A 25,435-nucleotide genomic window follows, 5' to 3' on the forward strand; every position below is an offset into this window, starting at 1 on the left:
CTCAGGCCTTCTTCAGGTTCTTTGCCGATTCCTTGATCGCCGCGAACTGGCCCGAGGGGCGGAAACGCCAGAGGTAATCGGGGAGAACCGCTTCCATCGCGGTGGGCTGGATGCCAAGGTCGGCCAGCCCCTTCGCGCCTGCCGAGACGACATTGTCGCGCCGCAGGTTCCGCACCTGGTCGCGGGTGATCATCTTGTTCTCGATCAGCCCCAGCGTCACCGCTTGCACCATATCGAAGACAAATCCCATGAGGTTTGCCACCCAGAACGGCACGTTCACGACCGCGCGGCGGCGCTTGATGACATCCAGCATCCGGCCCATGAGCCCACGGAAGGTGTCAACCTCGGGCCCGCCAAGCTCGTAGATCCCCGGCGCCGCCTGACCCAGAACGCCCTTAACGGCGGCCTGCGCGACGTCATCGACATAGACCGGCTGGAACTTCGTGTTCGCCCCGACGACCGGCAGGATCGGACCAAGGCGGGACATCGAGGCGAAACGGTTGAAGAACCCGTCCTCGGTCCCGAAGATGATCGAGGGGCGGAGGATGACCGCGGACGGAAACCCGGCCAGCACCGCCGCCTCGCCTTCCGCCTTGGTGCGCGAATAGTTGCTGTCCGACTGCGCATCCGCCCCGATGGCCGAGACATGGACCAGCGTCGACACCCCCTCGGCTGCGGCGATCCGGGCGATCCGGCCGGGGCCCTCGGCCTGGACGGCGTCGAACGTGTTCTTTCCCGACCGGTTCAGGATGCCCACGCAGTTCACCACCGCATCGGCGCCCTGCAGCGCGGCGCGGACCGAAGCATCATCGCGGATGTTGCAGGCCACCGGCTCGACCTGGCCGACAACGCCATAGGGCCGCATGAACAGCGCCTCGTTCGGGCGGCGGACGGCAACGCGGACGCGCCAGCCCTCTTTCGCCATGCGACGAGCGATGTAACGACCGACGAAACCCGACCCGCCGAAGATGGTGACAAGCTTGCCCATGGGCCGACCTCATGCCTGAAACTGGCCGGATGAATACCCCCGGCGCCCCCACCGGGCAAGGCCAATCGGCTGCGGCGAAATTTGCAGGCGGGGCCGTTGACTCTGCCAAGGGGGGTCGTTACATCGCCCATCAGTGCCCAGATGGCGGAATTGGTAGACGCACTGGTTTCAGGTACCAGCGCTGCAAGGCGTGGAGGTTCGAGTCCTCTTCTGGGCACCATTCCTACCCGCAACACGGGGTGGGACATCCTGAAATGCGGCTCCTTCGGGAGCCTTTTTTCCCGCACCCGCCCGTGTCACCCGGGAAAGGCCTGGGCCCCCCATAGCTCCCTGACCCGTTCATCGCGGCCACAGGCCTTGCGATAGAACTTGTAGGCATTCGCCTGCGACTTCGGGCCGGCACGGGTCAGGACGATGCCGGTGCCTTTGGCATAATCCTGGTGATAGTCCTCGGCGATCCAGAAGCGGCTTGCATCCAGCACCGGTGTCACGATCGCCTGACCAAGGGTGGCCTCGGCCCGCGCGACCTCGGCTTCCGCCGACTGACGTTGCGTTTCGTCAAGGACGAAGATCGCGGTCCGGTAGCTGTCCCCGCGGTCGCAGAACTGCCCGCCGTCATCCAGCACGTCGACCGAGCGCAGGAACTTGGCGATCAGGTCCTCGTAGGAGATGACCGCGCTGTCGAAGGTAATCTCAACCGCCTCGTAGTGCCCGTCGTGGTCCTTGTAGGTCGGGTTTTCGGAGGTGCCGCCGGTATAGCCCGAGACGGCATCCAGCACGCCCGGCAAGTCCTCAAAATCGGACTCCACACACCAGAAGCAGCCGCCGGCGACCACCGCCTTCTGCACCTCGGCCGAAGCTGCCCCAGTCAGGCCAAGCGTCAGGGCCGCTGCAAGTTTCCACATGATCCACTCCGTTCCTGCCATGGCAAGGCTTGGGTCAGAGGTCGCGTTACGTCCACTCACCCTGCCGTGACGTCACGCACCAGTGATCTTGCAGCTGCCTGCCCGGCCCAGCGCCCTGTCGCCCAAGAGGCGGTCAGAAGATAGCCGCCGGTCGGGGCCTCCCAGTCCAGCATCTCGCCGCAGGCAAAGACACCCGGAAGGGCCTTCAACTCCAGGTCTTCGGTCAGCGCAGACCATTTCACACCGCCGGCAACCGAAATCGCCTCGTCCAGCGGGCGGGGACCGGCGAGGGGGATGGGCAGGTGTTTCAGCCGGGCAAAGGGGGCGTCACGGGAGAACTCCATCACCAGGGCCACCTGCGCCGCGTCGAGGCCCAGCTTGCGCAGCTGATTGGTGACGCTTTCGCCCGATTTCCGGCGGGCAAGTCGTTCGGCGATCTGGTGGTCGGACAGATCCGGGAAGAGATCAAGGGCAAGCTCGCCACCGTCGCGCAGGTGGCGGGAGACTGCATAGATGCCGCCCCCTTCGATCCCACGGGCCGAGATGACGAACTCACCGCGATGCTCCTCGAGCACTTCGTGCGTGCCTGACGGGCTCGACGAGCAGGCCTTTAGGGATACTCCCTTCGCCGGCTTGCCGAAATGCGGGGCCATCTTCGCTGACCAGTTGACGTGAAAGCCCATATTCGCGGGTTTCCACGGCGCAATGCCGACACCGCGCCCAGCAAGCCACGGAACCCAGGCGGCGTCCGACCCGAGGCGCTGCCAGCTGGCCCCGCCGAGGGCGAGCACGGTGACCCTCGGGCGCAGGACCTGCGTCCCGGTGGAAGTCTCGAACCGGAAGCCTTCACCGTGAAACCCAGCCCAGCGCCAGCGGGTGCGGATTTCTACCCCCTGTGACGACAGCCGTTCGGCCCAGGCGCGGAGGAGAGGCGAGGCCTTCATTGCCACCGGAAAGACCCGTCCCGATGAACCGGTGAAGACCTCCTGCCCCAGAGCGCGGCACCAGGCCTGCACCTCGGCCGGGCCGAAAGCCTTTAGCATCGGGCGGAGGTGAGGGGAATCGTAGCGGGTGGCGAAAACGCCCGGGTCCTCGTCCTTGGTGACGTTCAGCCCGGATTTCCCGGCCATCAGGAACTTCCGCCCGATCGATGGTTTGGCCTCGCAGACCACCACCGGGATACCGGCGCGGGCCATTTCTTCCGCCGCCATCAGACCGGCAGGCCCAGCCCCGATGACGAGCGCGTCCAAGTCCTAGCCCTTTGTCCGGTGGGCGATCCGGCCGATGGTGTTCAGAAGGATCTGCGCGGCAAGGATGGTGGTCGTGCCGGTGTGGTCATAGTCGGGCGCGACCTCGACCAGGTCGATGCCCACGATCCGGCCCTGTTTCGTCAGGCCGTCGATCAGCTCCAGAACCTCATAATAGAGGAACCCGCCGTGCGAGGGCGTGCCGGTGCCGGGGGCGATGGAGGGGTCGAAGCCGTCGATGTCGAGGGTCAGGTAGTAATCGACGCCTTTGGGGATCCGGGCCAGCACGGCCTCGACCCCCAGCTTGCGGACCTGGCGGACTGACAGGATGTCGGACCCCATGGCGCGGGCGGCCTCATACCCTTCTTTCGCGGTCGAGCTGACATTGCGGATGCCTAGCTGCGACAGGCCGGTGACATGGTCCTGCTCGGCCGCGCGGCGCATGGGGTTGCCGTGGCCGTGGCGGACACCGTGGCGGACATCGACGAAATCGAGATGCGCGTCGATCTGGACGATGTGGATCGGCCGGCCGGAAAAGGCGCGGATGCAGGGGATGTTGATCGAATGGTCGCCGCCTAGGACAACCGGCACCGCCCCCGCGGCGAGGATGGCGCGCACGCCCTTTTCGATGTTGGCGTGACTGGTTTCGGTGTCGGTATGGACGATGTCGGCGTCGCCGATATCGACGATGCGGACCCCTTCGAGGTAGGTCACGTCATCCTCATGGTCGTAGGCCCCGGCGTGGCCGAAGGAAAAGAGGGTCGAGGCCTCGCGGATGCCGCGCGGCCCGAAACGCGCCCCTGCCCGCCACTGGGTGCCGAAGTCGAAGGGGGCGCCAAGGATGGCGAAGTCGGCGTCGATCTTCGACCAGTCCGGCTGGTAGGGGTTCTTCCCGAAGGTCGAAATGCCGACAAAGGGCAGGTTCAGCCGCCCGCTTTCGTATCCGTGGCTCATGGCCTTTCCCCTTTCGTCATCCGTTTCAGCGCGTGGAGATGCCCTTGATCGGCGGCAACGGCATCGACGGCAAGGGCCCTTGCGCTGTCGATCAGCGTATCGGGGGCAACGATCCGGTCGATCAGACCCCAGGCCAGCGCCTCTTCCGCCCCGATGCGCTGGCCGGCCAGAAGGATCATGCGCGCCCGGGAAGGGCCGACGAGGGCGGCAAGCCGAGCGGGGTCGGAGGGCTGCGGACGGTAGCCAAGGCGCATGACTGGGTAGAAGAACTGCGCGGCGGGGACGGCGATCCGAAGGTCACAGGCAAGCGCCATGCCCATGGCCCCACCGGCCAGCGTGCCGTTGAGCGCAGCGATGGTCAGGCCAGGATAGTCCGCGATCGCTGACGAAAGCGCCTCCCATGCGGGGCTTCCCCCGAGGCCGGCCTTCATGCCGTCAAGATCGGCGCCGGCGGAAAAGACCTTGCCCTCGCCGGTCAGGATCAGCGCCGGGGTGTCTGCTTCTGACACGGCGGTACTGAGGTCGACCAGCATCTCTTCGGTCAATGCGTTGGCCTTCTGGCTGCGGGCCAGCCGCAGGATCGTGATGCCGTCTTCGCGGTCGATGCTGATCATCTTGGTTTGCTTTCCGCTGATCCTGGCCCGAGGGGACTGACTTGACGCTTTGGCAGGTGATAGAAAGGATGAGGCACACCCTTCAACCGGAAAGGCGACAACAATGTCCCGGATGTTGACCAGCACCACGGCGCTTTCGCTTGTCCTTCTGGCACAAGCCGCATCTGCCGACGTGACGCCGGCAGAGGTGTGGGGCAACTGGCAGGCGCTTGTCACCTCGGCGGGTCAGGAACTGACGGTCGACAACGTGGCGGAAACCGACGGGTCGGTCGAGGTGACCGGTGCCGTGCTGACCTACACCGACGACCTTGGCGGCAGCTTTTCAGCGAGTATCGATAGCATCGTCTTTGCCGACAACGGCGACGGCACGGTGACGGTGACCATATCGGACAGCTATCCGATGAAGCTGGCCTTCCCGGCGGACAGCGAAGGGCCGTCAGCGATGAAGCTGACGGTGAACCAGCCGGGCCTGTCGATCATCGCCGGCGGATCTGCGACCGAAACCAGCTATGATTTCACCGCACCAACCGTGTCGGTGGTTCTGGACGAGGTGAAGGATCAGGCGGGAACAGTGCTGGATACCAAGGCGGATGTCACGCTGACGGGGACCTCCGCCCGCTACCTTGTTGCGTCCGAGGGAGACGCGACGAGGGTCGACAGCAGCTTTGCCTCAGACGCCTTCACGCTGAACCTTTCGGGGGCAAGCCCGGATGACTCGGGCAGCGGGACCATGACCCTGTCGTTGGCCGACCTGAAGGGCGCGACCAAGGGCAACCTGCTTGGCGCCGAGCTGATGGCCAACATGTCGACGGCGCTGAACAGCGGTTTTGCCACGGATACGAACATGTCCTTCGGGGCCATGGCACTGGACGCCAACATCACCGAGGCCGCGGGGCCGACAGTCATCAAGGGGGCGGCCACGGGTGGCGGCTTTGTCCTGGCGCTGGACAAGGAGCGGGTGAACTACGGCTCATCCTTAAGCGGGGCGAATTTTTCCATCTCGGGCGCTGAGATCCCGTTCCCGGAAGTGGTCGTCGGCTTTGCTGAATCCGCGTTCAACGTGCTGGTGCCCGCCTCGAAGTCCGACATGCCGCAGGATTTTGCGTATCTGACCAAGGTAGTCGACCTGACGATCTCGGACGACGTCTGGGGTCTTTTCGACCCGGCGGCCGTCCTGTCGCGCGATCCTGCGACGATTGTTGTTGACGTCAAGGGCACCGGTCGTTGGTTCCAGGACATCATGGACCCGGAAGCGGAAATGGACGGGATGGAGCCTCCGGGCCAGATCGACACGATCGACCTGACGGAGGTCCGGGTGAAGGCGGCAGGGGCCGAGGTGGCCGCAAGCGGGGCGCTTGAGGTCGACAATTCGGGGGCGACGACATTTCAGGGGATGCCAGCCCCGACTGGCACGATCAACGTGGACATCAGGGGTGTGAACAAGCTGATCGACAACCTGATCGCGATGGGCATCCTGCCGGAAGACCAGGCGATGGGCGCGCGGATGATGCTGGGCGTGTTCACCCGTCCCGGTACCGAGCCCGATCAGGTGACCTCGGTCATCGAGTTCAAGGATGGCGGGCTTTTCGCGAACGGGCAGCAGCTGCAGTAGGGGCAAGAGCGGGCGCTGCGGGCTTGCGCCAGGACGTGGGCGGGACTACGTCAGCCGATGTCACCGAGGACCGCACCATGACCGCCAGCCTGCAAGACCTGACCTCTGCCCTGCTTGATGCCGCGCGCCGCGCCGGGGCAGACAGTGCGGATGCGCTGGCGGTGTCCGGCACCGCCCTGTCGATCGAGATCCGCAAGGGTGCCTTGGAACAGGCTGAGCGGTCGGAGAACATCGAAATCGGATTGCGCGTGCTGATGGGTCGTCGGCAGGCCTGCGTTTCGGCCTCGGACACCTCGGCGGCCACGATCCAGGCCTTGGCCGAGCGCGCTGTCGCAATGGCGCGCGAGGCGCCCGAGGATCCGCATGCCGGTCTGGCCGACCCGTCCCAGCTGGCGCGGGACTGGGATCTGGCGACGCTTGACCTTGCCGACCCGGCGGCGGAACCGGAGCCGGACCGGCTGGAGGCTTCGGCCCGCGCGGTCGAAGCTGCGGCCCTTGAGGAGAAGGGGATCACCCAGGTCGAGACCGCCGCTGCCTACAGCCGCCGCCAGTTGCATCTTGCCGCCAGCAACGGGTTCTCCGGTGGCTATGGCCGGACCTCGACCTCGCTGTCAGCCGTGGCTTTCGCTGGTCAAGGCACCGAGATGCAGCGCGACTATGCGGGGGAGTCCCGGGTCTACGCAGACGACATGCCGGACGCGCAGGGGATCGGGACCCTTGCCGCCCAGCGGACCCTGCAACGCATAGGCTCGGTCAAGCCACGCACCGGCACCTACCCGGTGCTTTACGACGAAAGGGTCGCAAGTTCGCTGATCGGCCACCTGCTGTCGGCGATCAACGGAAGCTCGATCGCGCGGGGGTCGAGCTGGGCCCGTGATCTTCTGGGCAAGCCGGTGCTGCCGGCAAACCTGTCGCTGATCGAGGACCCGCACCGCCCGCGCATCGCGGCGTCCCGGCCCTTCGATGGCGAGGGGCTGCCGACCGGGCGCCGGGCCATTGTCGAAGGGGGCGTCCTGACCGGCTGGGTGCTGGACCTTGCTACCGCGCGAAAGCTGGGGATGGCGTCCACCGCCAACGCATCCCGTGGGACCGGGGCGCCGCCTTCGCCCGCGACGACGAACATCGACCTGACCCAGGGGTCAGACAGCCGCAATGACCTTCTGGCGCAGATGGGGACCGGGCTTTGGGTGACCTCGATGATCGGGTCGACGATCAACCCAACGACCGGGGACTATTCGCGCGGTGCCTCTGGCTTCTGGGTCGAGAACGGGCGCATCTCGCACCCGGTGCATGAGTGCACCATCGCCGGCAACCTGCGCGACATGCTGCTCCGGATCATCCCGGCGAACGATGCCCGGGCGCATCTGTCCACCCGGGTGCCGTCGCTGCTGGTCGACGGGATGACCCTTGCCGGAGCGTGACCTCGCGCTTTTGACCGACGCCGCGCGCGAGGCGGGGCGCATCGCGCTGCGCTACTGGCGGCGGAACCCGCAGGTCTGGGACAAGGGGGGCGAGCACGGCCCGGTGACCGAGGCCGACCTTGCAGTGAACGACATGCTGAAAGCCCGGCTTCTGGCGGCGCGGCCCGATTATGGCTGGCTGTCCGAGGAGACCCCGGACGATCCCACGCGGCTGGCGCGTGACTGCGTTTTCATCGTCGACCCGATCGACGGCACCCGCGCCTTCATTGCGGGGGAAGAGACCTTTGCCCATTCGCTGGCCGTGGCGCGGCAAGGCAAGGTGACGGCGGGGGTCGTGTTCCTGCCGGCGCTGGACCGGATCTATGTGGCCGCGGAAACATCGGGGCCCCTTAAGGACGGGCAGCCGATCACCTCCAGCAGGCGCGACCGGCTGGAGGGGGCGCATGTGCTGACCACCAAGGCAAACCTTGCACCCGAGAAATGGCCCGGCGGGGTGCCCGGGATCGAGCGGCACTTCCGCGCCTCGCTGGCCTATCGGCTGTGTCTGGCGGCGGAAGGGCGGTTCGACGGAATGCTGACGCTGCGTGATGCCTGGGAATGGGACATCGCGGCAGGAAGCCTGATTGCTGAGAAGGCCGGGTTGGCCGTGACCGACCGGCACGGCTCGGACCTGCGGTTCAACTCTGAGCGTGCCTTTGCCGAGGGGGTCCTGGCGCTACCCTCCGCGCCGCATGCAGAGGCGCTGCGGCGGTTGACCCCGCCCCGGACCTGATCCGGAGCGGACCTTTAGCGCTTCGGTCCCTTCGGCGGTACGAAACGCTTGGAGGTGTCCCTAGCGTCAGGTTTCGGCTTTGCCGGGCGTGCCGGGGCGGCACCCTTGTCGAAGGGCTTCTTGAACCCGCCCGGCTTGGCCGGACCGTCGCGCTTCACGAAGGGACGGGCGTCATCGCCCCTGGGGGCGTAGGTCTTTCTGGGCCGATCCCCGTCCTCACGCGGCTTGAAGCCTTCGCCTTTCGGGGCGTAGGGCTTGCGGGCCGGGCGGTCACCATCCTCGCGCGGGGCGCGGGGCGTGTAACCTTCGCCCTTGGCGGCATAGGGTTTGCGGGGGCGATCGCCGTCTTCGCGCGGTTTGTAGCCTTCGCTGCGCGGCTTGTAGCCCTCGGATTTCGGGGCATAAGGCTTGCGATCGCCATCCTCGCGACGCTTGTAGCCGGTGCCTTCCGCAGCGTGGCTCTTGTACCCCGCGGCACGGCCCGGCTTGTCGGGCGACCCGCCGTGGCTCTTGAAGCCTGCGGAACGCGGGGCGGCCTTCTGGTCCGGCGTCCAGCGCGGTTTTTTCGGGCGATCCTGGGCGTCGCCTTCGGGGCGCGGGGCCCGTTCGGCATATGGCTTGGGCGCGGGGCGGTCCTCACGCTTTTCCTTCCAGTCGGGCCGCGCCTCGACCGGAGCAACGCGCGGACGTTCTTCGTATTTCGCCTTGGGCTTCGGCGCATATTCGCGGGCCGGTGCCTCGGCCACGGCATCCTCGACCACCCGGGGCGGCTTCGGCGTATAGGCGGGCTTTTCGCTCCGCTCGCGGCGTTCGGGGCGTTCTGGACGATCACGCCGTTCGGGGCGGGGGAAGCTGCGCGGGGCGTCGAAATCCGGCTCACCCGCGATCCGCTCCATCGTCAGACCCTTGTCGAGTTCGACCTGGTCGCCAAAGCGCGGGGCGAGGGCCTCGGCGATCTGAACGAAGGTCTCTTCCTCGCGGACGCGGATGGCGCCGATGCCGTCCTTGGCGATGCTTCCCGCATCGCAGATCTTCGGGAGAAGCCAGCGCGCCTCGGCCCGGCCGGAGCGGCCGACCGAAATGCGGAACCAAACCGAAGGCCCGAACTCCCCGCGTTCGCGCGGGGCCGATGGCGGCGGGACGGGCAGGTCGGTGGACAGGACCTCGGGGGCCGAACGCCCTTCGCGCCAGAGCCGGACGAAGGCGGCGGCGAGTGCCTCGGGGCCGAACTGCTCCAGAAGTTCGCCGGCGATGCCGACATCGTCACCGATGGGCGCGGTCAGCGCGGGATGTTCCAGGATCCGCAGGTCATCTTTCGCCTGCACATCGTCGGCACCGGGGGCGGCGCCCCATTCGGCAACGACCTTTGCGCCAGCCAGAAGGCGCTGGGCCTTCTTGTATTCCGCCGGGGTGACGATCAGCGCCGAGACGCCCTTCTTCCCGGCCCGGCCGGTGCGGCCCGAACGGTGGAGAAGGGTTTCCGAGTTCGAAGGCAGGTCGGCGTGGATTACGAGTTCCAGGCCCGGCAAGTCGATCCCGCGGGCGGCAACGTCGGTTGCAATGCAGACCCGGGCGCGGCCGTCGCGCAGGGCCTGCAGGGCATGGGTGCGTTCCTGCTGGCTGAGCTCACCGGACAACGCCACGACCTGGAAGCCGCGGTTGCCCATGCGGGCCAGAAGATGGTTCACGTTCACCCGCGTCTTGCAGAAGACGATTGCGGTGCGCGCCTCGTAATAGCGAAGGACGTTGAAGATCGCATGTTCGCGGTCGCGCACGGCGACGGAGATCGCGCGGTATTCTATGTCGACATGCTGCTTCGCCTCGCCTTGGGCGACGATGCGCAGGGCGTCCTTCTGGAATTCGCCCGCGAGCTTTTCGATTTCCTTCGGCACGGTGGCCGAGAACATGAGCGTGCGGCGTTCCGGCGGGGCGGCGGCGAGGATGAATTCCAAGTCTTCGGCAAAGCCGAGGTCCAGCATCTCGTCCGCCTCGTCCAGCACGACGGCGCGAATGCCGGAAAGGTCCAGCGATCCGCGTTCGATATGGTCGCGGAGACGGCCAGGGGTGCCGACGACGATATGCGCGCCGCGTTCCAGTGCCCGGCGTTCGGTGCGATAGTCCATGCCGCCCACGCAGGTGGCGAGCTTGGCCTGTGCGCCGGCGTAAAGCCATTCCAGTTCGCGCGCGACCTGAAGGGCAAGCTCGCGCGTCGGCGCGATGGCAAGGGCGATGGGCTTGTCTGCGAACAGAAGCACGTCCTGTCCGGCAAGGATCTCGGGCGCGATCGCAAGCCCGAAGGCCACGGTCTTGCCGGAGCCGGTCTGCGCCGAAACCAGAAGGTCACGTCCTGCCAGGCCATCGACCAGCACGGCGTCCTGCACGGCGGTCAGGCTTTCATAGCCCTTGTCCGCCAAAGCCTGCGCCAACGGCGCGGCCACGTTCATCGTCGTCATGGATGTCTTCCCAAAGGGGGGTGCGTCCTGCACCCGGTAAGCCAGATCGGCCACTCGTCCCCTGGTCCCGGGCCTCCTCGCCCACGACTCCGAACCCTCGGCCGTCCGGGCGCAGTATCCGAAACCGGACAGGCTGTATAGGCCAAATGCCGAGATGGGTTCGTGACGCGGTGGAAGGCCCGGTCGTGGCCAATGATCCACTTGACCTTGACCCCTCGCGACGTGATGTTCCGCGGCCGAGTGGAGGCGAGAATGACCGTTTCGCGAAGCCTGTTCGCCCTGGCTTTCCTGCTGCTGGCCGCCTGTTCGCCGCGCGGCAGTTTCACCCCTGCCCCTCCGGATCGTGCGAATGCAGTTGATGCGTCGATCTTTGTCGGCACCACACGCACGCCGGACAACAGCGAGTTCGGGTTCGGGAGGTCGGATCAACTCAGCTTCCTGCAATATGACATCTCGATCCCGGAGAATCGCGAACCGGGCGAGTTGAGCTGGCCACCTCGGACCCGTGCGCCTGACCCGTCCCGGGACTTTCTGACTGCGAAAGAGGTCCTGTTCCCATCATCCGACTCCTTCCGGAGCGCACTTGCGCAGGAGGTCCGAGGCGAAGGGCAGACCACAGCTGTCGTTTATGTGCACGGCTTCAACGTGAACATGGCCGAAGGGGTTTACCGCTTCGTCCAGATGCATCACGACCTGCAAGTGCCGGCCGTTGCCGTGCATTATTCATGGCCGTCGCGGGGTTCGGCGCTGGGCTACATCCACGATCGCGACTCCGCTACCTTTGCCCGGCGCGGGCTGGAAGAGTTGCTGGATGAGGTGGTGGCCGCGGGGTTCAGGGAGATCATCATCGTATCCCATTCGCTGGGGGCGGCCCTGACCATGGAAACGCTGCGCCAGATGGCCCTTAGTCGTGACAACCGGGGCCTCGAACGCGTGCGCAGCGTCGTGCTGATCCAACCCGACATCGATGTCGACGTATTCCGGTCGCAGGCCCGCGACATCGGGACCTTGCCGCAGCCCTTCGTCATCTTCGGAAGCTCGGCCGACCAGATCCTGAACCTGTCGGCGCGGATCTCAGGGGCGCCAGAGCGTCTGGGCAACCTGTCGGAGGTCAGCCGGATCGCCGATCTTGATGTGACCTATGTGGACACAAAGAACTTCAGCGCGGGCTCCGGTCATATGAACCTGGCCACGAGCCCGGCGCTGATAAGCCTTTTCGGCGGTATCGAGGATATCGACGAAGCCTTTACCTCGGACCAAAAGGGGCGTGTCGGATTGTTCCCCGGTATCGTCCTGACTGTGCGTGGCGCTACGGAGGTGGTCTTGGCTCCGGTCGTCGCGATCGGGGACGAGCTTTCGGAATAGGCGGCCTCAGCGCCGACGCAGGTACACGTAGTAGGCGCCCGATCCGCCGTGTTTCTGGTGGGCTTCGGTCACCTGCAGGACGGCTGGACCCAAGGGCGGCAGGTGAAGCCAACCCGGTACCTGATGACGCAAGGCCCCGACACGCTGCGGTATCGGGCCGCCATCGTCGCGCCGCTTGCCCTTGCCGGTGATGACCAGGACCAGCCGAAGGCCGTCGGAATGGGCGTTCAGGATGAAGCGGATCAGTTCGGGGTGCGCCTCGGCCAGCGTCATGCCATGAAGGTCGATCCGCGCCTCGGGCTGAAGCTTGCCGCGCGTCATCTTTCCGTGGGTCTTGGCGTCCATCTGCAAGGGTGCCTTCCCCAGAACCTCGGCTGGTCCGGGGGCGAGGTCCCTGCGTTCGACGATCCGTGTCTTTTCGCCTAGGATGAAAGGCGAAATCCGCGGCTTGGCGTGGTGAAAGGCGGGCGGCTGGGGCGGAGGGTCAGCTTCCGGCGGGCGCGGGCGCGGGGGGTGAAGGGCGCGCGCCGTCCGGGCGACCGCGTGCCAGAGGTCTTCTTCCTCTGACGAAAGGCGACGACGGCGGGCCATCCCTCAGTCGGCGTCCAGCATGGCGAAAGCGCGGTCGATGGGCAGAAGCAGCACCATCCGCCCGGGATCCTTGATGGTCCCTGCCGCTTGGCCCGCACCGGCGCCGGTACCAAAGAAGATGTCTGCCCGCTGCATGCCCTTGATCGCCCCGCCGGTATCCTGGGCGATCATCAGGCTGCGGATCGGCTCGCGGCCATCTTTCTCGATCCAGACGGGGGCGCCGAGGGTCGTGAACTTCGGATCGATCGCAACCGAGCGCATCGTGGTGATCGACCGGCCCATCGCGCCGATTGGCCCATCCTTCGGCTCGAGCGTCCCAATCTTTCGGAAAAAGACATAGGACGGGTTGGTGTGGAGAAGGGCCCTTCCCTCTCCGGGGTTGGACCGAACGTAAGACGCGATCTCGGGGGCCGAGACCTGGTCAAGGCTGTGGGTCCCGCGCCGGACCATCTCTTGCCCGACAGACCGGTAGGAATGCCCGTTCGCCCCGGCATAGCCAACACGGACCACCGTGCCGTCGGTCATCCTGATCCGCCCCGATCCCTGCACCTGCAGGAAATAGACATCCACGGGATCATCAAGCCAGGCAAGTTCCAGCCCGCGACCTGAGATCGCGCCGTTCTCGATCGCTTCGCGGGAATGGTAAAGCGTTCCGTCGCGCAGTTCGGGGGGGCGGCGGTAAATCGGATATTGGAAGCGCCCGATCCGCACCGGCGAGCCTTCAAGCTCGGGCTCGAAATAGCCGGTGAAAAGGGCGGGTGGTTTGCCGACAACGACCGGCTTGAAGAAAAGCTCAAAGAAGCTGCGGGCCGAGACATCGTCTTGCGGCACGTCGGCGGCAACGGCGCATAGCGGAGCCCAGTCGGGCTGGTCGATCAGGTCGCAGGTCTTCAGGAATGCGACCAGAGCCTCGGCGTGGCGGTCTTCACGCCAGCCGTCAAGCGCCTCGAAATCCAGCAGCTCGGCCTTGGCGGGACCTGCCGTCATCGCTGCAACCACCGCCAGGATGCGCAGGCCCCTGCCCATGCCACGGTGCCGTCAATCGCCCGTGGCGACAAGCTGCCAGTTCGGATCATCCGAGCCCATCGCTCGGGCGAAGGTCCAGGTGTCGCGCGACTTCTTGATCTCGCGTGGGCTGCCCTCGACGATCTCTCCGGCCTTGTTGCGCACGATGTAGGTTTGCTCGCCAACGAATCGCACGGAGATTTCTGCCATCCGGCTTTCCTTGTTGAAAGTCGCATCCTGCAGAGCAAGTTCCTTCATTCCGACGAAGCTGGCCTCGATCGTCAGCCCTTCGCGTTCGCGCGCAGCGATGGCTTCGCCGAAGCTGGCCTCAACTTCATCGGACAGGAACGGGCGGATGCGGTCCAGTTCACCTTTCTCGAACGCCATGAGGATCATCTCGTAGGCCTGGCGCGCACCTTCGAGGAAAGGGGAAACCTGGAAGGACGGTTCGGCCTGTTTCATCGCGGCCAAAGCCTTGGCGGCATCCGAGCCTTCGGCCACATGGTCGGTGATGTCGCGATCAGGGCCACCCTCGATCACTTCGAAGTCCCGGCGGACGCGCGGGCGCACGTCCTCAAGCGGGATCGGCGGCTTTTCGAAACCTTCGCGGGTGCCAAGAACGGATCTCAGCTTGAGGATAAGGAAAATGGCGATCCCGGCTAGGACCAAGAGCTGGATCAGGGATCCGTTCATGCGCGCCTCTGAAAGGTTCGAGTTCCGATTGGCGATCGTCGCCGTTGGCCTTATGTAGGGTGCTGTTGCTGTGAAGTCTACCAGAGGCGGGGCAGGAAAGCCCTGAGGAATCGACATGTGGCTTATGCTTGCATTTCTGGCACTTCCGCTGATCGAAATTGCCTTGTTCGTGGTGATCGGCGGAGCGATCGGCCTTTGGCCGACGCTGGCGTGGGTCGTGCTGTCGGCTGTGCTGGGGGTGCTGGTCCTGAAGCGGGTGGCGCGACTGGGGCCGATTTCCTTTGACCGCGACGTCAAGGCCCTCCGTGACCCGTTGTCGCCCATCGCCGGTCGGGCGCTGACGATCCTGGGTGCGGCCTTCCTTATCCTTCCCGGTTTCTTTACCGACTTCCTCGGCCTCCTGCTCTTGCTCCCGCCGGTGCAAAACATCCTTGTCGGGGTGTTTTCCCGCCGGTTTCGCGAAGCCGAGGCCATGCGCACAGCAAGCGTGACCATCGAAGGTGACTGGACAGAGGTTTCCCCTGGGGCCGGGAACCGCGCCACCGGCCCAGGCGGTGAACAGCCCCCGTCGGGCTGGACACGGCATTGAGGCGGCGGTCCTGACCTGCTAGGAACACGCCCAGATGATTTCTGGAGTGTCCTAGATGGCTGACGAAAACCAGGCCGAGAACGGAGCCAGCGCAGCGCCGCAACAGATGCGGATGCAGGTGTTGTCTCAATACATTCGCGATATGTCTTTCGAGAACGTGGCGGTACAGAAGGGCCTGTCGGGAAGCGACATCCAGCCCGAGGTCCAGCTGGGGGTAAGTCTTGACGCACGCAAGCGTTCGCTGCCCAACCAGTATGAAGTAATCTCGAAGTACAAACTGTCTTCGCGCAACAAGGCCAACGGCGATACCCTGTTTCTGTTGGAGCTGGAATATGCCGGATCGTTCCTAATCGAGGGCATCGCTGACGATCAGCTGCACCCGTTCCTTCTGATCGAGTGTCCGCGGATCCTTTTCCCGTTTGTGCGCCGCTTGATGGCCGACATCACGCGAGAGGGGGGATTTGCCCCTGTGGTTATCGATACCGTCGATTTCCTGTCGCTGTATCGCCAAGAGCTGGCACGTCGCGCACAGGCTCAACAGCCGGTCCCTGCAGAAAAGCCGAACTGAAGCCTAGAGTGCGCGTTTCCAGATTGCGGCGTCACCCATCGCCGCAATCAGCGCCGCATGGGCATCTCTTTCGGCGGGCGTAATGCGTGGCGGCAAGGGAACGGCACGGGGGCGTGGACGCCAAGAGGGCGCTTCGGTGGTGCCTTGGGCTGGTAACTCGGAACTGCCGCCAAGGACAAGGTCGGGCTGTCGTCCGCCGATCAGTTCAAGGTAGACCTCTGCCAGTATTTCGCTGTCAAGGAGCGCGCCGTGCTTTTCGCGCATCGAATTGTCGATACCGAAACGACGGCACAGCGCATCGAGGGAGGCCGGCGAACCGGGAAACCGCATCCGCGCGATGGTAAGCGTATCTGTCGCCCGGGTCGCAGGCAGGCTGGGGTGTCCCGCGCGTTCCAGCTCCGCATTCAGGAACCTCATGTCGAATGCAGCGTTGTGAATCACAAGTTGCGCTTCGCCGATGAAGTCGAGAAATGCCTTTGCTATTCGTGAGAAAACCGGCTTGTCGCGCAAAGTGACACCGCCTGGAACCGGCGGGCCGGGCACCTCGAGAATATCGTGGCCGATACCGTGAACTTCGAAAGCGGCACGGGGCATTGTGCGCTCCGGGTTGATGTACTGGTGCCACGTCCTGCCGGTTGGCAAGTGGTTCATCAGTTCGACTGCGCCAATCTCAACAATGCGGTCACCCTCTGTCGGGTCCAGGCCGGTGGTTTCGGTGTCAAGGACGATCTCACGCATCTTTGGCTATCCGGAGGCGAATGTGTGCCAGCACATCCTTGACCGCGGCGCGGGCAGCTTCAAGGCTGGTCGTCGGAATCACATAGTCAGCGCGGGCGCGCTTCTCGACGTCGGGCATCTGGCGCGACAGGATCAGGGCGAACTCGGCCTCACTCATCCCGCGGGCCAGCACGCGCTCGCGCTGCAAGTCAGCTGGAGCAGAAACAACAACTACCGCGTCACAGGCATCGGAAAGTCCGGACTCATACAGCAGTGGAATATCCAGGATCACGATCGGGCTTTCCGCGTGGTCAGCAAGGAAGGTTGCTCGATCCTTCCGCACCAACGGGTGGACTGTGGCGTTCAATCGGTCAAGAGCCGACGGGTCCTGCGCGATCATGGTGCGAAGGGCTGGGCGGTTCACTCTCCCCTCGGCATCGATGACGGAGGGAAACATTGCTGCAATTGCCCGTGCCGCCGGTTGTCCGGGTTCGTACAGCCTGTGGACCGTCGCGTCTGCATCCCATACCGGGATCCCTTCATCGGCGAACATCGCTGCAGTCGTGGATTTACCCATACCGATCGACCCGGTGAGACCAAGTCGAAACGTCATGAGGAAAGCACGGCCCTGCGGGTGGCCTCATCCACATCCGGGCGAACCCCAAACCAGCGTTCAAATCCGGGTGCGGCCTGGTGCAGCAACATGCCAAGCCCGTCGACAACCACACAGCCGCGTGCCTCTGCATCGATGAGGAGTTGGGTTTTCAAGGGTGTGTAAACAAGGTCGGTAACCAGAGCCCGGGGGTTCAGTCTATCGAGGGGAACCCGGAAGTCAGGTTTTCCTGTCATGCCGAGTGCGGTGGTGTTCACGACTGTAACCGCGTCGTCAAGGATAGTCCCGGCCTGAACCCATTCGTGGACATGCACTTTCGCACCGAAATCTGAACGCATGGCGTCGGCCCGCGCGCGGGTGCGGTTGGCCAGCCGCACTTCCGGAACGCCCACTTCAATCAGGGCAGCGACGACGGCTCGTGCGGCACCGCCAGCTCCCAGAACGACAGCCGGGCCGGACGATGGGTTCCAATGTGGCGCATTCTGACGGAGATTGGAGATGAAGCCGGACCCGTCGGTGTTGTCAGCGTGAATCTTCCCATCCTTACGAAAGATCAGCGTATTCGCCGCACCGATCAGAGCCGCCCGGTCAGTGACAATATCCGCGATCTGAAGAATCGCTTCCTTGTGCGGAATCGTCACATTCAACCCGACAAAGCCCAGGCGGGGCAAGGTGCGGATCAGTTCCGGCAGGTCCAGCGGCGCAATGTCGATCGGGATGTAGTGCCCTTTCAGACCATAGCGTTTCAGCCAGTAGCCATGCAGCGCGGGACTGCGGCTGTGGGCGACAGGGTGGCCGATGACGCCGGCGAGGGGGATGCGGGGATGGTCAGTCATCGGGCGATCATGCCCCGAGTTCCCATCCAAGCCAACAGGGGCAGAAGCGGCAGGCCAAGAATGGTGAAATGGTCGCCGGTGACGGCGGAAAACAGCCGGACCCCCTCTTCCTCGATCTTGTAGGCGCCGACGGAATGGCGAACGCTGTCCCAGTTCCGGGCCAGGTAGTCGTCAAGGTAGGCATCCGAGAGCTGATGCATCGTCAAACGCGCCTCGGCCACGTGGCGCCAGACAGGTTCGGCATTCTCGTATGCGACGATCGCCGAAAGAAGACGGTGCGTCTTGCCTCTCAGCTGGCGCAAGTGGTCACGCGCCTCGTCCCGGCTGGCGGGTTTGGAGAATACAGCCCCCTCGAACTCCAGGATCTGGTCGCAGCCAATCACAACGTCCCTGGGGCGTTTGTCCGCCACCTTTCTGGCCTTCAGCTCGGCCAGTGTATCGGCGATCTCCCGTGGCCGCGCGCCTTCAGCCAGCAGTGCCACACGCGCCGTCTCTTCATCGACCCGGGGCGCGATGGCTTCGACTTCCACGCCCGCTGCGTGAAGCAGCTGCAATCGTATGGGTGAGGTCGAAGCAAGGACGAACGGCATGGAGAAAGCCTGTGCATATCCGCGGTTTGTTCTCTTGGGTCGTTTGCGGCGGTTGGCGACCAAGGCCCCATTACACGCCCTTCACCACCGTCTTAAGACCGGCTGCCGACAGATATCCCGCTGTGCACCACGTTGTCACGTGTTTTGGGGTAAGCCCTTCTTCCGAAGCATCGCAAGCCGTAGGTTGTGGAAAACAGCGTTCGACAAGGTTATCTATCATATTGAAATGGTGGGACTTCATGAGAAATCCTTAACGGTAGCCGCCTTTTTCCACCGTTTGTCCACAGGCTGCCGCGTTGTGCGCGGCACTGGGGATAAGCGCCGCAATCCCGTTCTGCACAGGGCCAACATCATCCTCATTCCTTCTTTTCTTTCTTCTTAATAGAAGAGAAGCATAGGCCGCTTGTGAAGGAATAAGACGATGATCACGGGGTTTCTGTCTGATTGGTACCTGGTGATCAAGGCGCTGCATGTGATCTCGATCATTGCCTGGATGGCAGGCCTTTTCTACCTTCCCCGCCTGTTCGTCTACCATGCCGAGCAGGTGCAGGCCGGTAGTCATGTTGACGTGATGTTTCAGACTATGGAGCGGCGCTTGATCCGGGCGATCATGAACCCCGCGATGATCGCCGCTTGGATTTTCGGGCTGGCGCTGGTCTTCACGCCGGGGGTGGTCGACTGGTCGGCCCCCTGGTCCTGGGCCAAGGCTGGTAGCGTCCTGACGATGACCTGGTTTCATCACTGGCTGTCCCGGCGTCGCAAGGAATTTGCCAGCGGCCAGAACACGCGCAGCGGTCGCACCTACCGGATGATGAACGAGGTTCCGACGGTCCTGATGGTGATCGTCGTCTTTGCCGTCATTACCCGTTTCTGACCTTCCAGTCAGTGATCCGGTTGACTTTGGACCTTGCCCGGCGTATCGGGCAGGTCGCGGGACCGTCCGGTCCACTGCGCTTCCCGATCCAGTTGCATGAAGATCCGCCCTGACCTGGGCCGATCGACCGAAGGTATTACATGACCGTTGAACGCTTGAACCTCTGGGACCTCAAGGCGAAGACCCCCGCTGATCTTCTGGCGATGGCCGAAGAGTGGGAGATCGAGAACGCCCCTTCGATGCGTAAGGGCGAAATGATGTTCTCGATCCTGAAAGAGCATGCCGAAGAGGGCTGGGAGATTGGCGGCAATGGTGTGCTCGAGGTCCTTCAGGATGGCTTCGGCTTCCTTCGCAGCCCCGAGGCGAACTATCTGCCCGGCCCGGACGACATCTACGTCTCGCCAGAGATGATACGCCAGTTTTCCCTTCGCACCGGCGACACGATTGAAGGCGTGATCAAAGCCCCATCGGAGAACGAGCGGTACTTCAGCCTGACCAAGGCCACGAAGATCAACTTCGATGACCCGGAGAAGGCCAAGCACAAGGTTCACTTTGACAACCTGACACCGCTTTATCCGGATGAGCGGCTGAAGATGGAGGTCGAGGATCCGACGATCAAGGACCGCTCTGCCCGGATCATCGACTTGGTTGCCCCGATCGGGAAAGGCCAGCGCGGCCTGATCGTCGCACCGCCGCGGACCGGCAAGACCGTGCTTTTGCAGAACATCGCGCATTCCATCGCGACCAACCACCCCGAGTGCTACCTGATCGTCCTTCTGATCGACGAACGCCCCGAGGAAGTGACCGACATGCAGCGTTCGGTAAAGGGCGAGGTTGTGTCCTCCACCTTCGACGAACCGGCAACCCGGCACGTTGCCGTGGCGGAGATGGTGATCGAAAAGGCAAAGCGTCTGGTCGAACACAAGCGCGACGTGGTGATCCTGCTCGATTCGATCACCCGCCTTGGCCGCGCCTTCAACACGGTCGTTCCGTCCTCTGGCAAGGTGCTGACCGGCGGGGTCGACGCGAACGCCCTGCAGCGTCCGAAGCGGTTCTTCGGCGCGGCCCGGAACATCGAGGAAGGCGGGTCGCTCACCATTATCGCCACCGCGCTGATCGACACCGGCAGCCGGATGGACGAGGTGATCTTTGAAGAATTCAAGGGCACGGGTAACAGCGAAATCGTGCTCGACCGCAAGGTCGCGGACAAACGTGTTTTCCCTGCGATGGACATCCTCAAGTCCGGCACCCGGAAAGAGGACCTTCTGGTCGACAAGGCGGATTTGCAGAAGACCTATGTCCTGCGCCGCATCCTGAACCCGATGGGCACCACCGACGCCATCGAGTTCCTGATCGGCAAGCTGAAACAGACCAAAACGAACAGCGAATTCTTTGATTCGATGAACAGCTGACGTCGGGGCGGGTATGGACACGATTTATGCCACCGCCACAGCGCGGGGGCGTTCGGGACTTGCCATATTGCGGATTTCGGGACCGCTTGCGCTTGCCGCAAGCCAGGCGCTTGCGGGCCAGCTCCCACCTTTTCGAACTGCGGGCCTTCGACGTCTGAGATGGGATGGCGAGATTTTGGACGAGGCAATCGTCCTTGCCTTCGCCAAGGGTGCCAGCTTTACCGGAGAGGATGTTGTAGAGCTCCATTTGCATGGTGGCCCTGCCGTTGTGGGAGCGGTGCTGCGCGCTTTGGCAGCACAGCAGGGACTGCGTCTCGCTGAGCCGGGCGAATTCACTCGTCGTGCATTGGAAAATGGCGTTCTTGATCTCGCGCAGGTCGAGGGTCTCGCCGACCTTATCGATGCCGAGACGGAGGCTCAACGTCGGCAAGCGGTGAAGGTTCTGTCGGGCTCGGTCGGCCGAAGGGTTGAGGGTTGGCGCCACGACCTGATCCGCGCCGGCGCCCTTCTGGAAGCCACCATCGACTTTGCAGACGAAGAGGTACCCGTCAATGTATCTCCCGAGGTCCTTGGGTTGATCGACCGGTTGATGGCCGATCTTGCCCGAGAGGCTGACGGGGTCTTGGCCGCAGAACGGATCCGGGATGGTTTCGAGGTCGCAATTGTCGGGGCCCCGAACGCGGGTAAGTCCACACTTCTGAACAGGCTGGCCGGTCGCGAGGCGGCAATCACCTCAGAGATCGCCGGCACAACCCGTGACGTGATCGAGGTGCGTATGGAAATTGCGGGACTTCCCGTCACCTTTCTGGACACCGCGGGATTGCGAAAAACTGACGATATTCTGGAGCAAGCCGGTATCGACCGGGCCATCGCGCGAGCCGAAGCGGCCGACCTGCGATTGTTTCTGACGGACGGGGAGGAGTTTAGCGGTCTGGAGCCCAGGTCCGATGATATGGTTGTCAGGGGAAAGTCAGACACAATATCTGGGTTCTCAGGTCTGGCAGTTTCTGGCCTAACGGGGGACGGGGTGGCGGAGCTTGTGGAGCGGATCGGCGAAATGCTGCAGACGCGGGTGGGTTCGCCTGGCGTTTTGGTGCGTGAAAGGCATCGCATTGCGGTGACCGCAGCGATCGCTGCTCTGGCCGAGTCACGGGCAGAGGTGCTAAGAGATGACTCGCGCGTCGAGCTGGCGGCTGAACATCTGCGACAGGCCGTCACCGCGCTTGATGCGCTCATCGGCCGGGTGGATGTGGACGATCTGCTAGGCGAGATTTTCGCCAGCTTCTGCATCGGCAAGTGAAAGATGTTCTGAAGGAATGTTCCACGTGAAACAGTATGACGTCATCGTGATCGGGGGTGGCCACGCCGGGACAGAAGCAGCCGCAGCAGCTGCACGCATGGGCGCGGAAACTGCCTTGATCACGCTGCGCGCAGAAGCAATCGGTGCCATGTCCTGCAATCCCGCGATAGGCGGTCTGGGCAAGGGGCACCTCGTACGGGAAATCGATGCTCTTGATGGCGTAATAGGCCGAATGGCCGACCGAGCCGGAATTCAGTTCCGCCTGTTGAACCGCCGAAAGGGGCCTGCCGTCCAGGGTCCGCGCGCGCAGATCGACCGTCGGCTGTATCGCGAGGCCGTGCAGGCAGAGTTATCGCGTCAATGTGGCCTTTACATTGTCGAGGGCGAGGTCAGCGCGTTGCGTCTGGGGGGTGACATTGTTCGCGGCGTAGAGCTTGCGGATGGCCGCGTATTGAACGGCTCTCGGGTTGTTCTGACGGCCGGAACCTTCCTCAACGGAGTGATTCACATTGGTGACCGTCGGATGCGGGGCGGGCGAATGGGCGATTCGCCGTCACAACGGCTGGCTTCGCAGCTTGCCGAATTGGCGTTGCCCGTTGGGAGGTTGAAAACCGGAACGCCGCCGCGTCTTGACGGAAGAACGATCGATTGGTCTCGCCTGGAGAGCCAGCCCGGCGATGATGAACCGTCAATGTTTTCCTTCCTGAACAGCGCGCCGGAGGCGCGCCAGATTTCGTGCGCGATCACGCATACAACGGAAAAGACCCACAAGATCGTGCGGGATAACCTTTCGAAATCCGCCATGTATGGTGGGCATATCGAAGGCATTGGCCCGCGCTACTGTCCGTCCATCGAGGACAAGATCGTCCGGTTTTCCGAGAAGGACTCGCACCAGGTGTTTCTTGAGCCGGAAGGTCTCGAGAACCATACGGTTTACCCGAACGGCCTCTCAACCTCGTTGCCAGAAGAGGTTCAGCACGACTACATCCGCTCTATTCCCGGACTGGAATCGACTGTGATCCTGCAGCCGGGCTATGCCATCGAGTACGATTACTTCGATCCCCGTGGCCTAATTGGCACACTCGAGACGAAGGCAGTTCGCGGTCTCTACTTTGCCGGTCAGATTAATGGCACCACTGGCTATGAGGAGGCAGCAGCACAGGGTTTGGTTGCCGGGCTGAACGCTGCAGCAGCATCTAGGGGTACGGCGCCCATTCTGTTTAGTCGCGCTGAAAGCTACATCGGCGTGATGATTGACGACCTGACGTCGCGGGGAGTGACCGAGCCTTACCGTATGTTCACATCGCGGGCCGAATTCCGGCTTACGGTTCGTGCCGATAACGCCGATCGCAGGCTGACCCCGATTGGGCTTTCATGTGGATGTATAGGTGAAATCCGGCGCCGCGCCTTCGAGCGGAAGCGGGAAGACCTGGCCATCGGTCGCGATCTGACCGAATCCATCTTGCTCGGACCCAAAGCACTCTCCGCTGCCGGGATTGCCGTCAGCGCCGACGCGGGAAAACGCTCCTTGTTCAGTGCTCTTTCCTTTCCAGACGTGGATCTCAAGAGAGTAAGAACTGCGATTCGCGGCCTGGATTCGCTCTCTGATCAAGTCTTGGAGCAGCTGCAGATCGATTCTACGTATGCGCAGTATGCAGATCGTCAATCACGTGAGGTGACTGAACTTCGGCGACAGGAAACACAGAGGATTCCGCCTGACCTTGACTATAACGAGATCCAGGGACTGTCGAATGAACTGAAGGCCAAGATGATTGCGCTTCGGCCGGAAAGCATCCTTCATGCCTCACGAATCGAGGGGGTTACGCCAGCCGCACTGCTTCTCATCCTCGCTTACCTTCGCAAGGCGAGGGTGGCGATTGCGGGATGATGGGCCTCGTGAGTGAAGTGGTTGGCGGGCAGAGTGTTTCACGTGAAACATTTTGCGCCTTGCAGGACCTGGAAGCCGAAGTGCGGCGCTGGACTCCGACAGTGAACCTTGTTTCGCGGAATACCCTGGATCACTTCTGGGAGCGACATATCATTGATTCCGCGCAGGTCTTTCGGGCCTGTCCCCCAAATGCCAAGCGCTGGCTTGACCTTGGTTCTGGTGGCGGATTTCCGGGCCTCGTGATCGCAATCCTTGCTCGGGAGCTTAAGCCGGATCTGGGCGTTACGCTTGTTGAATCAGATCGGCGCAAAGCTGCTTTTCTGACACAGACGGCAGGAAAGCTGGGACTTAAGGTCGGTGTGCTAGCTGGGCGGGCTGAGCTATTGCCTCCACAAATGGCAGATGTCTTGTCGGCGCGTGCGCTTGCCCCGCTTGTCGACTTGCTTGGCCTTGCGGAGCCGCACCTCAAGAGTGATGGCGTCGCCATCTTTCCGAAGGGTGCGCGCCATGCCGAAGAGGTATCCGAGGCGAGACGGTCGTGGACTTTCTTGGTCGACACTCTTCCCAGCGCATCCGATCCCCAAGCTGCAATCCTGATCATCAGAAAGATCAATCGTGCAAAGGCCAACTGAAAGAACGCGCATCATCGCCCTGGCGAATCAGAAAGGCGGTGTGGGCAAGACAACCACAGCCATCAACCTGGCCGCCGGACTGGCTGAGATGGGACACAAGGTGCTTCTTGTGGACATCGATCCGCAGGGAAACACATCGACGGGGCTTGGCATTCGCCCAGGTGAGCGCAAGAAGACAAGCTACGATCTGATTGTTGATGGCGCGCCCCTACAAGATGTTGTGATCGACACCGCCCTGCCTGAGGTGATGATCATCCCGGCAAATGCGGATCTTTCCTCGGCGGATCTGGATATCGTGTCGAACGAAAAGCGGAGTTACCTGCTACATGACGCATTGCGGCAACCGGCGGTGGATGAGTTCGGCTTTGATTACATCCTCATCGACTGTCCGCCTGCCCTGAGTCTGTTGACAGTCAATGCACTTGTTGCTTGCGATTCGGTGCTTGTTCCGCTCCAGTGCGAGTTTTTCGCACTTGAGGGCCTGTCGCAGCTGATGCTTACGATTCGCGACGTACGTCGATCGGCAAACCCGCAGCTGCGGATCGAGGGCGTGGTCCTTACAATGCATGATCGTCGCAACAGGCTTACGGCCCAGGTCGAAGCTGACGCACGTGCGAATATGGGAGATCTCGTGATGCAGACGACAATTCCGCGCAACGTGCGGATCAGCGAGGCGCCTTCGCACGCCCTTTCCGTGCTGCAATATGATCCATCCTCTCGCGGGGCAGCGGCGTATCGGGCTCTTGCGAAGGAGGTCGCTGACCGGCGGAAAATCCACGCTGCGGCAGAGGCTTGA

General features: G+C 63.4%; 25 protein-coding genes and 1 tRNA gene. 13 read left to right on the forward strand and 13 right to left on the reverse strand.

Translation table 11 applies throughout. The features are described 5' to 3' along the window. Position 1: 1 nt before the first annotated feature. Positions 2–988: a complex I NDUFA9 subunit family protein gene (locus AC2D9V_RS05515; protein ID WP_484713020.1), complete on the reverse strand. Its 987-nt coding sequence runs from the start codon at positions 986–988 to the stop codon at positions 2–4. A 135-nt stretch (positions 989–1,123) separates the two neighbouring features. On the opposite strand from AC2D9V_RS05515, the gene AC2D9V_RS05520 reads away from it, so the two are divergent. Further along, positions 1,124–1,208: transfer RNA gene (locus AC2D9V_RS05520), tRNA-Leu, on the forward strand. Positions 1,209–1,284: 76 nt separating this feature from the next. Here AC2D9V_RS05520 and msrA read toward each other — a convergent pair. From msrA to AC2D9V_RS05540, 4 genes are read right to left on the reverse strand one after another with little or no spacing between them, the layout of a single operon-like run. Beyond that, positions 1,285–1,893: a peptide-methionine (S)-S-oxide reductase MsrA gene (msrA, locus tag AC2D9V_RS05525; protein WP_484713021.1), complete on the reverse strand. Its 609-nt coding sequence runs from the start codon at positions 1,891–1,893 to the stop codon at positions 1,285–1,287. Between the two features lie 56 nt (positions 1,894–1,949). Beyond that, on the reverse strand, positions 1,950–3,143 hold the full coding sequence (locus AC2D9V_RS05530; RefSeq protein ID WP_484713022.1) for a BaiN/RdsA family NAD(P)/FAD-dependent oxidoreductase: 1,194 nt from the start codon (positions 3,141–3,143) through the stop codon (positions 1,950–1,952). A 3-nt stretch (positions 3,144–3,146) separates the two neighbouring features. After that, positions 3,147–4,094, reverse strand: coding sequence for an agmatinase (gene speB / locus AC2D9V_RS05535; protein WP_484713023.1), 948 nt, complete (start codon positions 4,092–4,094; stop codon positions 3,147–3,149). Further along, the gene (locus AC2D9V_RS05540; protein ID WP_484713024.1) at positions 4,091–4,708 is read right to left on the reverse strand and encodes an enoyl-CoA hydratase/isomerase family protein; all 618 of its coding nucleotides are present in this window, start codon (positions 4,706–4,708) and stop codon (positions 4,091–4,093) included. Before AC2D9V_RS05540 ends, speB begins: the two co-directional genes overlap by 4 nt. A gap of 103 nt (positions 4,709–4,811) precedes the next feature. Here AC2D9V_RS05540 and AC2D9V_RS05545 point away from each other — a divergent pair, with 103 nt between their 5' ends. From AC2D9V_RS05545 to AC2D9V_RS05555, 3 genes are all read left to right on the forward strand, one after another. Then, on the forward strand, positions 4,812–6,320 hold the full coding sequence (locus AC2D9V_RS05545) for a DUF2125 domain-containing protein (protein WP_484713025.1): 1,509 nt from the start codon (positions 4,812–4,814) through the stop codon (positions 6,318–6,320). Positions 6,321–6,397: 77 nt separating this feature from the next. Further along, on the forward strand, positions 6,398–7,741 hold the full coding sequence (locus AC2D9V_RS05550; RefSeq protein WP_484713026.1) for a TldD/PmbA family protein: 1,344 nt from the start codon (positions 6,398–6,400) through the stop codon (positions 7,739–7,741). Then, positions 7,728–8,513 carry a 3'(2'),5'-bisphosphate nucleotidase CysQ gene (locus tag AC2D9V_RS05555; RefSeq protein WP_484713027.1) on the forward strand — a complete coding sequence of 262 codons (786 nt, stop codon included), beginning with the start codon at positions 7,728–7,730 and terminating at the stop codon, positions 8,511–8,513. Before AC2D9V_RS05550 ends, AC2D9V_RS05555 begins: the two co-directional genes overlap by 14 nt. A gap of 14 nt (positions 8,514–8,527) precedes the next feature. Here the strand turns inward: AC2D9V_RS05555 and AC2D9V_RS05560 are convergent, their stop codons facing one another. Next, positions 8,528–10,966 (reverse strand): DEAD/DEAH box helicase, encoded by a 2,439-nt coding sequence (locus tag AC2D9V_RS05560; RefSeq protein WP_484713028.1) that lies wholly within the window; start codon positions 10,964–10,966, stop codon positions 8,528–8,530. Between the two features lie 192 nt (positions 10,967–11,158). Here AC2D9V_RS05560 and AC2D9V_RS05565 point away from each other — a divergent pair, with 192 nt between their 5' ends. Beyond that, the gene (locus tag AC2D9V_RS05565; protein ID WP_484713029.1) at positions 11,159–12,331 is read left to right on the forward strand and encodes an alpha/beta hydrolase; all 1,173 of its coding nucleotides are present in this window, start codon (positions 11,159–11,161) and stop codon (positions 12,329–12,331) included. A gap of 6 nt (positions 12,332–12,337) precedes the next feature. Here AC2D9V_RS05565 and AC2D9V_RS05570 read toward each other — a convergent pair whose 3' ends face one another. The 3 genes from AC2D9V_RS05570 to AC2D9V_RS05580 are packed head-to-tail and all read right to left on the reverse strand — an operon-like array spanning position 12,338 to position 14,620. Then, on the reverse strand, positions 12,338–12,922 hold the full coding sequence (locus AC2D9V_RS05570) for a Smr/MutS family protein (protein ID WP_484713030.1): 585 nt from the start codon (positions 12,920–12,922) through the stop codon (positions 12,338–12,340). Positions 12,923–12,925: 3 nt separating this feature from the next. Further along, positions 12,926–13,948: a murein transglycosylase A gene (gene mltA, locus AC2D9V_RS05575; protein WP_484713031.1), complete on the reverse strand. Its 1,023-nt coding sequence runs from the start codon at positions 13,946–13,948 to the stop codon at positions 12,926–12,928. A gap of 12 nt (positions 13,949–13,960) precedes the next feature. Further along, positions 13,961–14,620, reverse strand: coding sequence for a Tim44/TimA family putative adaptor protein (locus AC2D9V_RS05580; RefSeq protein ID WP_484713032.1), 660 nt, complete (start codon positions 14,618–14,620; stop codon positions 13,961–13,963). Between the two features lie 115 nt (positions 14,621–14,735). On the opposite strand from AC2D9V_RS05580, the gene AC2D9V_RS05585 reads away from it, so the two are divergent. Both AC2D9V_RS05585 and secB read left to right on the forward strand, forming a co-directional pair. After that, complete coding sequence (locus tag AC2D9V_RS05585; RefSeq protein WP_484713033.1) at positions 14,736–15,209, forward strand: FxsA family protein; 474 nt, start codon at positions 14,736–14,738, stop codon at positions 15,207–15,209. A gap of 55 nt (positions 15,210–15,264) precedes the next feature. After that, a complete protein-coding gene (secB, locus tag AC2D9V_RS05590) occupies positions 15,265–15,777 on the forward strand; it encodes a protein-export chaperone SecB (protein ID WP_484713034.1) in 513 nt (170 codons plus the stop codon). Positions 15,778–15,780: 3 nt separating this feature from the next. On the opposite strand, the gene dnaQ is transcribed toward secB, so the two are convergent. Genes dnaQ through AC2D9V_RS05610 form a run of 4 tightly spaced genes read right to left on the reverse strand, consistent with a single transcriptional unit; the run spans position 15,781 to position 18,533 of the window. Then, entirely contained in the window at positions 15,781–16,515 is a 735-nt protein-coding gene (dnaQ, locus tag AC2D9V_RS05595; RefSeq protein ID WP_484713035.1) for a DNA polymerase III subunit epsilon, read from the reverse strand. Beyond that, entirely contained in the window at positions 16,508–17,107 is a 600-nt protein-coding gene (coaE, locus tag AC2D9V_RS05600) for a dephospho-CoA kinase (protein WP_484713036.1), read from the reverse strand. The genes dnaQ and coaE overlap by 8 nt, the downstream gene beginning before the upstream one ends. After that, positions 17,104–17,943: a shikimate dehydrogenase gene (locus AC2D9V_RS05605; RefSeq protein WP_484713037.1), complete on the reverse strand. Its 840-nt coding sequence runs from the start codon at positions 17,941–17,943 to the stop codon at positions 17,104–17,106. Before AC2D9V_RS05605 ends, coaE begins: the two co-directional genes overlap by 4 nt. Continuing rightward, positions 17,940–18,533 (reverse strand): Maf family protein, encoded by a 594-nt coding sequence (locus AC2D9V_RS05610; RefSeq protein WP_484713038.1) that lies wholly within the window; start codon positions 18,531–18,533, stop codon positions 17,940–17,942. Before AC2D9V_RS05610 ends, AC2D9V_RS05605 begins: the two co-directional genes overlap by 4 nt. A gap of 421 nt (positions 18,534–18,954) precedes the next feature. Between AC2D9V_RS05610 and hemJ the strand changes: the two genes are divergently transcribed. The 6 genes from hemJ to AC2D9V_RS05640 all read left to right on the forward strand — a co-directional run bounded on the left by hemJ (position 18,955) and on the right by AC2D9V_RS05640 (position 25,435). Continuing rightward, a complete protein-coding gene (hemJ, locus tag AC2D9V_RS05615) occupies positions 18,955–19,407 on the forward strand; it encodes a protoporphyrinogen oxidase HemJ (protein ID WP_484713039.1) in 453 nt (150 codons plus the stop codon). 140 nt (positions 19,408–19,547) lie between these two features. After that, on the forward strand, positions 19,548–20,819 hold the full coding sequence (gene rho, locus AC2D9V_RS05620; protein WP_484713040.1) for a transcription termination factor Rho: 1,272 nt from the start codon (positions 19,548–19,550) through the stop codon (positions 20,817–20,819). 13 nt (positions 20,820–20,832) lie between these two features. Continuing rightward, a complete protein-coding gene (mnmE, locus tag AC2D9V_RS05625; RefSeq protein ID WP_484713041.1) occupies positions 20,833–22,119 on the forward strand; it encodes a tRNA uridine-5-carboxymethylaminomethyl(34) synthesis GTPase MnmE in 1,287 nt (428 codons plus the stop codon). Positions 22,120–22,144: 25 nt separating this feature from the next. Further along, the gene (gene mnmG, locus AC2D9V_RS05630; RefSeq protein WP_484713042.1) at positions 22,145–24,007 is read left to right on the forward strand and encodes a tRNA uridine-5-carboxymethylaminomethyl(34) synthesis enzyme MnmG; all 1,863 of its coding nucleotides are present in this window, start codon (positions 22,145–22,147) and stop codon (positions 24,005–24,007) included. Next, positions 24,004–24,639 carry a 16S rRNA (guanine(527)-N(7))-methyltransferase RsmG gene (gene rsmG / locus AC2D9V_RS05635; RefSeq protein WP_484713043.1) on the forward strand — a complete coding sequence of 212 codons (636 nt, stop codon included), beginning with the start codon at positions 24,004–24,006 and terminating at the stop codon, positions 24,637–24,639. The genes mnmG and rsmG overlap by 4 nt, the downstream gene beginning before the upstream one ends. Then, entirely contained in the window at positions 24,623–25,435 is an 813-nt protein-coding gene (locus tag AC2D9V_RS05640; protein ID WP_484713044.1) for a ParA family protein, read from the forward strand. The genes rsmG and AC2D9V_RS05640 overlap by 17 nt, the downstream gene beginning before the upstream one ends.

It is taken from the genome of Tabrizicola sp. T46 (assembly GCF_057219895.1).

Excerpts from the sequence above, each read along its gene's own strand:
- AC2D9V_RS05515 (WP_484713020.1), bottom strand. The coding sequence starts at position 988 with ATGGGCAAGCTTGTCACCATCTTCGGCGGGTCGGGTTTCGTCGGTCGT.
- msrA (WP_484713021.1), bottom strand. The coding sequence starts at position 1,893 with ATGTGGAAACTTGCAGCGGCCCTGACGCTTGGCCTGACTGGGGCAGCT.
- speB (WP_484713023.1), bottom strand. The coding sequence starts at position 4,094 with ATGAGCCACGGATACGAAAGCGGGCGGCTGAACCTGCCCTTTGTCGGC.
- AC2D9V_RS05540 (WP_484713024.1), bottom strand. The coding sequence starts at position 4,708 with ATGATCAGCATCGACCGCGAAGACGGCATCACGATCCTGCGGCTGGCC.
- AC2D9V_RS05545 (WP_484713025.1), top strand. The coding sequence starts at position 4,812 with ATGTCCCGGATGTTGACCAGCACCACGGCGCTTTCGCTTGTCCTTCTG.
- AC2D9V_RS05550 (WP_484713026.1), top strand. The coding sequence starts at position 6,398 with ATGACCGCCAGCCTGCAAGACCTGACCTCTGCCCTGCTTGATGCCGCG.
- AC2D9V_RS05560 (WP_484713028.1), bottom strand. The coding sequence starts at position 10,966 with ATGACGACGATGAACGTGGCCGCGCCGTTGGCGCAGGCTTTGGCGGAC.
- AC2D9V_RS05565 (WP_484713029.1), top strand. The coding sequence starts at position 11,159 with ATGATCCACTTGACCTTGACCCCTCGCGACGTGATGTTCCGCGGCCGA.
- AC2D9V_RS05570 (WP_484713030.1), bottom strand. The coding sequence starts at position 12,922 with ATGGCCCGCCGTCGTCGCCTTTCGTCAGAGGAAGAAGACCTCTGGCAC.
- mltA (WP_484713031.1), bottom strand. The coding sequence starts at position 13,948 with ATGGGCAGGGGCCTGCGCATCCTGGCGGTGGTTGCAGCGATGACGGCA.
- AC2D9V_RS05580 (WP_484713032.1), bottom strand. The coding sequence starts at position 14,620 with ATGAACGGATCCCTGATCCAGCTCTTGGTCCTAGCCGGGATCGCCATT.
- AC2D9V_RS05585 (WP_484713033.1), top strand. The coding sequence starts at position 14,736 with ATGTGGCTTATGCTTGCATTTCTGGCACTTCCGCTGATCGAAATTGCC.
- secB (WP_484713034.1), top strand. The coding sequence starts at position 15,265 with ATGGCTGACGAAAACCAGGCCGAGAACGGAGCCAGCGCAGCGCCGCAA.
- dnaQ (WP_484713035.1), bottom strand. The coding sequence starts at position 16,515 with ATGCGTGAGATCGTCCTTGACACCGAAACCACCGGCCTGGACCCGACA.
- coaE (WP_484713036.1), bottom strand. The coding sequence starts at position 17,107 with ATGACGTTTCGACTTGGTCTCACCGGGTCGATCGGTATGGGTAAATCC.
- AC2D9V_RS05605 (WP_484713037.1), bottom strand. The coding sequence starts at position 17,943 with ATGACTGACCATCCCCGCATCCCCCTCGCCGGCGTCATCGGCCACCCT.
- AC2D9V_RS05610 (WP_484713038.1), bottom strand. The coding sequence starts at position 18,533 with ATGCCGTTCGTCCTTGCTTCGACCTCACCCATACGATTGCAGCTGCTT.
- hemJ (WP_484713039.1), top strand. The coding sequence starts at position 18,955 with ATGATCACGGGGTTTCTGTCTGATTGGTACCTGGTGATCAAGGCGCTG.
- rho (WP_484713040.1), top strand. The coding sequence starts at position 19,548 with ATGACCGTTGAACGCTTGAACCTCTGGGACCTCAAGGCGAAGACCCCC.
- mnmE (WP_484713041.1), top strand. The coding sequence starts at position 20,833 with ATGGACACGATTTATGCCACCGCCACAGCGCGGGGGCGTTCGGGACTT.
- rsmG (WP_484713043.1), top strand. The coding sequence starts at position 24,004 with ATGATGGGCCTCGTGAGTGAAGTGGTTGGCGGGCAGAGTGTTTCACGT.